This window comes from Actinomadura sp. 6K520 (assembly GCF_004349245.1).
GTDB lineage: Bacteria > Actinomycetota > Actinomycetes > Streptosporangiales > Streptosporangiaceae > Spirillospora.
The window spans coordinates 1-5,847 of record NZ_SMLC01000290.1; the positions used below are offsets into that span (position 1 = coordinate 1).

Here is a 5,847-nt window from a genome sequence, read left to right on the forward strand (position 1 = left end):
GCAGCGTAAGATGTGTATAAGAGCCAGCCCCGCCGCGGGCGCCGGCTCCCCGACCCATCCCCAAGGTGCCGAACTACACCGGCTGACCGTGATCGCGGGCCCGCACGTCTCCTCCCGTCGTGCGGGCCCGCCGCGTCTCCGGTGGCTGGCCTCAGACGAACTCCAGGGGGCGGACGACGTAGTCGGGTGGGATGTCGGTGTGCATGGACTCGGTGGAGCGGTCGGGGGCGGTTTCCTCCAGGAGGGCGGCGCGGCGGACGCGGTCGGTGCGGAACACGCGGCGGCCGCCGCGCATGCGGCACCAGCCGGTCAGGTACCAGCCCTTGCCGGACGCGGTGAACGTGACGGGCTCGACGTCGCGTTCGGTTTCGGTGCCCGCCACGTCGACGTAGGTGAGGCGGACCACCCGGCGGGCCAGGACGGCCTCCTCCAGCACGGCCGGGACGGACGCCTGATCGTCGTTTCCGGCGGGGCCGAGGATGCGGATGCGGGCGGCCAGTTCGCGGGCCGAGGCGCCGTCGTCCGCCGACATCGCGGCGACGATCTTGTGCAGGGCGGTGCGGGCGGAGCGGGAGTACGGTGAGCCGCCCGCGCGGGACAGGGTGATCGCGACGGCGACGGCCTCGGCGGGGGTGAAGTTCAGCGGCGGCAGCGTGCGGCTCTTGTCGAGGGTGTAGCCGCCGCCCCGGCCGACGTCCGCGAAGATCGGCACACCGGCCTGCTGGAGCGCGCTGATGTCGCGCTCGATCGTGCGGACGCTCACCTCGTACCGCGCGGCCAGTTCCCGCGCGGCGAGGCGGCGGGGCGCGCAGGCGCGCAACTCCTCCACCAGGGCGTACAGACGGTCCGTGCGGTTCACGCGCCGACCGTACGCGCCGGGTCCGACAATTCCGGGTCAGAGGGCGCGGAGGAAGGTGATCATGGCGTCGTTGACCTCGGCGGGGCGTTCCTGCTGCAGCCAGTGGCCGCAGCCCTCCAGCCAGACGGTCTCGCGGAGGTTCGGCACGAAGTCGGTCATGGAGTCGATCACCTTGCGGGCGCCGACCGAGACGATGTCGCGGTCACCGGCGAGGAACAGCGCGGGCGGGCCGATCGGGGCGCGGTGCCAGGCGGCGGTCAGCTCCCAGTTGCGGTCGAGATTGCGGTACCAGTTGACCGGGCCGGTGAAGCCGCTGTCGCCGTACTCCTCGACGTAGGCGGCGACGTCGTCGGCGGTGAGCCAGGCGGGCAGCTTCTCCGGGTCCGGGAGGACGTCCAGGAACCCGCCGCCCTCCGGGGCGACGAGCGCGGGGGCGGGGCCGTCACCGGACATCGCGTACAGCATCCGGCGGAACGTGGCGGCCCTGTCGCGGTCGAGCTCGGCCTCCGGCGCATCCGGTTCCTGGAAGCGGACCATGTAGTAGCCGTCGCCGAACAGGCGGCGCATGGACTCCACCGGCGGCTTGCTGCTGCGCGGACGGTGCGGGACCGACATCCCGATCACCCCGCGCACCTTGTCCGGGCGCATCTGCGCGGTCGCCCAGGCGACGGGGGCGCCCCAGTCGTGGCCGGCCACGACGGCGCGGTCCGCGCCGAGCGGGCGGAGGAGCCCGACCACGTCCCCGGCCAGGTGCAGGATCGTGTACTCGCGGGCCTCCGCCGGGCCGCCCGTCCGGGCGTAGCCGCGCTGGTCGGGGGCGACGGCGTGGAACCCCGCCTCGGCGAGCGCGACGAGCTGGTGCCGCCAGGAGTACCAGCACTCCGGGAAACCGTGCAGGAGCAGCACGAGCGGCCCCTCGCCGGCCTCGGCCACGTGCATGCGCAGGCCACTGTCCGAGCGGACGAAGCGGTGCGTGATCTCGGTCATCGATATCCCTCACGGCGCGAGCGATCTTGGCGAGCCAACCGTAGCCGCATCGAATCGGGTTCGGGACGCCGGACGGCGAAAACGGAATCGATGCCGCCGGCCCATACCATCCGCCAACGGATTGTGTGCCTTGGCCACATGGGAGGCCGGGGCCGCGCTTCGTAGGTTCTGCGCATGACGAGCGTGGAACCGCGGCAGGCCGCCGCGGGCACTTCGGGGACGCTGGATCTGGCGGGCCGGCGGGCCCTCGTCACCGGCGGCGCCGGCGGCATCGGCCGCGCGTGCGCGCGCCGGCTGGCGGCCGCGGGCGCCAGGGTGGTGGTCGCCGACATAGACGGTGCGGCGGCGGAGCGGACGGCGGCCGAGATCGGCGGGATCCCGCTGCTCGCCGACCTCGCCGACACCGAGGCGCTCGACGGGCTCGCCGCCGGCGTCGACATCCTGGTGAACAACGCGGGCATCCAGCATGTGGCCCCGCTCCATGAATTCCCGCCCGAGACGTTCGCGCGCATCCTGCGGCTGATGGTCGAGGCGCCGTTCCGGCTCGTCCGGGACGCGCTGCCCGGCATGTACGAGCGGGGCTGGGGGCGCATCATCAACATCTCGTCCGTGCACGGCCTGCGCGCGTCGCCGTTCAAGTCCGCCTATGTGACCGCCAAACACGGTCTGGAGGGCCTGTCCAAGGTGATCGCACTGGAGGCGGCCCCGCACGGCGTGACGTCCAACTGCGTCAACCCCGCTTATGTCCGGACCCCGCTGGTGGAGCGCCAGATCGCGGACCAGGCGCGCGCGCACGGCATGCCCCCGGACGAGGTCATCGAGCGCGTGATGCTTGAGCACGCGGCGGTGAAACGGCTGATCGAGCCCGACGAAGTGGCGGAACTCGTCGCGTATCTGTGCTCGCCGCCGGCGTCGATGGTGACGGGTGCGTCCCTCGCGCTCGACGGCGGTTGGACGGCGCATTGAGAATGGCCCGTATGTCCTGCGGCGTCTTCCTTGAACTGCTGGCCCGGGAGGCCTCCCCCGTCGAGTTCGAGGGTCCGCTCGTCCAGGCGCGGGCCGAGGGCGCGTCCCCGGCCTTCCTGGAGGAGCTGGAGGCGGCCAAGCTGGCGGCGCTGCGGGTCCGGGCGGTGATGCGGCGCCACGCCCGCCGGGAGGCGGAGCTGGAGGCGCTGTTCGACACCGCGGGCGACCTCGCGGGGCTGCGCGACCTGGATGCCGTGCTGGAGGCGATCACCCGCCGCGCCCGGCGGCTGCTGAACGCCGACATCGCCTACCTCACGCTGAACGACGACGAGCTGGGCGAGACCTACATGCGGGTGACGGACGGCTCCGTGTCGGCGGCGTTCCGCAGGCTGCGGCTGCCGATGGGCACCGGGCTCGTCGGCCTGGTCGCGCAGACCGCCATGCCCTACACGAGCTCGCACTACCTTGGGGACGAGCAGTTCCAGCACCAGGGTTTCATCGACGACGCGGTCGCCGAGGAGGGCATCGTCGCGATCCTGGGCGTCCCGATGCGGCTGGGCAGCCGGGTGATCGGCGTGCTGACCGCGGCGAACCGCAGCGAGCGTCCGTTCGACCCCGAGGAGGTGGCGCTGCTCGGGTCGCTCGCCGCGCATGCGGCGGTGGCGATCGACAACGCCCGGCTCCTGCACGAGACCCGCACCGCCTTGGAAGAGCTGAGCACGGCCAACGAGGAGATCAAGGCGCGGAGCGCGGCCGTGGAGAGGGCGGCGCGCGCGCACGACCGGATGACGGCCGTGGTCGTCCGCGGCGGTGGCGTGGAAGACGTCGCCGCGATCGTGACCGAGCTGCTGGGCGGGACGCTGCACGTCCTGGACGCCGACAGCCGCCGGCTCGCGACGACGGGCACCGTGTCGGCTCCCCTTGACGACGATGAGCTCGTCGGGGTCTCGGCCTCCGCGCACTCTGCGCGCGCGCAGGGCCGGACTGTGCGGCGCGGCGATCTGTGGATCGCCTCCGTGTCCGCGGGCGAGGAGATGCTCGGGACGCTGGTCCTGCGGACGGCGGACGAGGTGTCCGACGCCGACCAGCGGATCCTGGAGCGGGCCGCGCTCGTCACCGCGCTGCTGCTGCTGTTCCAGCGGAGCGTGACCGAGGCGGAGGGACGGGTGCGGGGCGAACTGCTCGACGACCTGCTCTCCGGCCGCCAGGTCGGGGCGGAGGCGCTGACGGCCCGCGCCCGGCGGGTGAACGTCGACCTGAGTGCCCCGCACGTGGTGCTGTGCGCCAAGTACGGGGCGCAGGAGTACCGGCAGCGGGCCGCGTTCTGGGCGGCGTCCTACGCGGCGGTCGAACGCGGCCTGGCCGCCTCACGCGCCGAGGAGATCGTCCTGCTGCTGCCGGGCGACCGCCCCGGCGAGACGGCCCGCCGGATCGCCAAGGAACTGGGCGCCTCCCTCGGCGGGCCCGCCACGATCGGCGCGGCGGGCCCGGTGCGCGGTCCGGCCGACGTCGCGGCCGCGCACCGGGAGGCGCAGCGCTGCGCCGGCGCCCTGGAGTCCCTCGGCCGGCTCGGCGACGGCGCGGACGCCACCGAGCTCGGCTTCGTCGGCCTGCTCCTCGGCGACGACCGGGACGTGAGCGGCTTCCTCACCAGGGCCATCGGCCCCGTCCTGGACTACGACGAGCGGCGCGGCACCGCGCTCGTCCGGACGCTGGAGGCGTACTTCGGGACGGGCGGGAGCCTGTCCAGGACGGCCGGGCTCCTGCACATCCACGTCAACACCGTCAGCCAGCGCCTGGAACGCATCGCCCGCCTGCTGGGCGAGGACTGGCACACCCCCGAACGTGCTCTGGAGCTCCAACTCGCCCTCCGCCTCCATCGCCTCTCCCGCTGATCCGCTCCGGCCGATCCGGCCGATCCGTTCGGGGCTGGTTGATTCGGACTCCGCCCAGCTCAGACGGCGGCGCCGACCTTGGGCTGATCGGTCTCGGGTGCGGGGCGGCGGCGGGCCTGGCGGGCCGCGATCAGGTCGCGGGCGGTGCCCCACACGCCCCGGCGGAACAGCAGGACGACGAGGATGAAGATGGTGCCGGTGATGATGCCGGTCTCCTCGAATCCGGCCGTGGCCAGGTAGTCGTGCAGCTGGACGACCAGCGCCGCGCCGATGGCGCCTCCCCACAGGGTGCCGATGCCGCCGAGGACGACCATCATCACGGCCTGCCCGGAGGTCGTCCAGTAGACGCCTTGCAGGGACGCGAAGCCGTGCCCGATGGTGAACACACCGCCGGCCAGACCGGACAGGGCCGCCGACAGGACGAAGGCGAGCAGCTTGTACCGGTCGATGCTGTATCCGAGTGCCCGCGCCCTGGCGGGGTTGTCGCGGATGGACATCAGCACTCGTCCGAACGGGGAACGCACGATCCGCCACGCGGCCCACAGCCCGGCCAGAATGAAAGGGAGCCCCGCGTAGTAGAAGAAGAACGGGTCGGACAGGTCCAGCCCGAACATCTCCTTGGGGATGCCCTGCAGCCCGTTCTCGCCGCCGGTCACGTCCCGCCACTGGTTGGCGATGAAGTAGACCATCTGGGCGAAGGCCAGCGTGACCATGGCGAAATAGATGCCGCGCAGCCGGACGGACAGGAAACCGATCGGCACGGCGAGGACGGCCGCGAACAACGCCCCGCCCAGCACGGCGACGGGGAACGGCAGCCCGGAGTGCAGGGCGATCAATCCCGTGACGTAGCCGGAGCCGCCCCAGAAGGCGGCGTGCCCGAACGACAGCAGCCCGGTGAAGCCGAGCAGCAGGTCGACGGCGGCGGCGAACAGCGCCCAGCAGAGGATGTCCATCGCGACCGGCGGGTACACGAACCACGGCAGGGTCAGCGCCACCAGCAGCCCGGCGGCCAGCAGGAACGGCCGTCCGGCCAGTTTGGAGAGGATCACTGCGTCTCCTCGACGATCACGGCGGCGGGCACGGCGGGCGGCGGCACGGCGGGGGTCACGGCGGCACCTTTGGCGGCAACCCGCTGGCCTG

At 73.0% G+C, this 5,847-nt stretch carries 5 protein-coding genes; 2 read left to right on the forward strand and 3 right to left on the reverse strand.

The window, feature by feature from the left end; translation table 11 throughout:
• Nucleotides 1-151: 151 nt before the first annotated feature.
• Both E1289_RS36020 and E1289_RS36025 read right to left on the reverse strand, forming a co-directional pair.
• Nucleotides 152-859 (reverse strand): YafY family protein, encoded by a 708-nt coding sequence (locus tag E1289_RS36020; protein WP_131988406.1) that lies wholly within the window; start codon nt 857-859, stop codon nt 152-154.
• A 36-nt stretch (nt 860-895) separates the two neighbouring features.
• Nucleotides 896-1,846, reverse strand: coding sequence for an alpha/beta hydrolase (locus tag E1289_RS36025; RefSeq protein WP_131988408.1), 951 nt, complete (start codon nt 1,844-1,846; stop codon nt 896-898).
• A gap of 174 nt (nt 1,847-2,020) precedes the next feature.
• Here E1289_RS36025 and E1289_RS36030 point away from each other — a divergent pair, with 174 nt between their 5' ends.
• Nucleotides 2,021-2,812, forward strand: coding sequence for a 3-hydroxybutyrate dehydrogenase (locus E1289_RS36030; RefSeq protein ID WP_131988410.1), 792 nt, complete (start codon nt 2,021-2,023; stop codon nt 2,810-2,812).
• 11 nt (nt 2,813-2,823) lie between these two features.
• Nucleotides 2,824-4,707, forward strand: a complete 1,884-nt coding sequence (locus E1289_RS36035; protein ID WP_243713428.1) for a GAF domain-containing protein — start codon at nt 2,824-2,826, stop codon at nt 4,705-4,707.
• A 59-nt stretch (nt 4,708-4,766) separates the two neighbouring features.
• Here the strand turns inward: E1289_RS36035 and E1289_RS36040 are convergent, their stop codons facing one another.
• The gene (locus E1289_RS36040) at nt 4,767-5,756 is read right to left on the reverse strand and encodes a branched-chain amino acid ABC transporter permease (RefSeq protein ID WP_207929379.1); all 990 of its coding nucleotides are present in this window, start codon (nt 5,754-5,756) and stop codon (nt 4,767-4,769) included.
• Nucleotides 5,757-5,847: the final 91 nt, after the last annotated feature.

Excerpts from the sequence above, each read along its gene's own strand:
- E1289_RS36025 (WP_131988408.1), bottom strand. The coding sequence starts at position 1,846 with ATGACCGAGATCACGCACCGCTTCGTCCGCTCGGACAGTGGCCTGCGC.
- E1289_RS36030 (WP_131988410.1), top strand. The coding sequence starts at position 2,021 with ATGACGAGCGTGGAACCGCGGCAGGCCGCCGCGGGCACTTCGGGGACG.
- E1289_RS36035 (WP_243713428.1), top strand. The coding sequence starts at position 2,824 with ATGTCCTGCGGCGTCTTCCTTGAACTGCTGGCCCGGGAGGCCTCCCCC.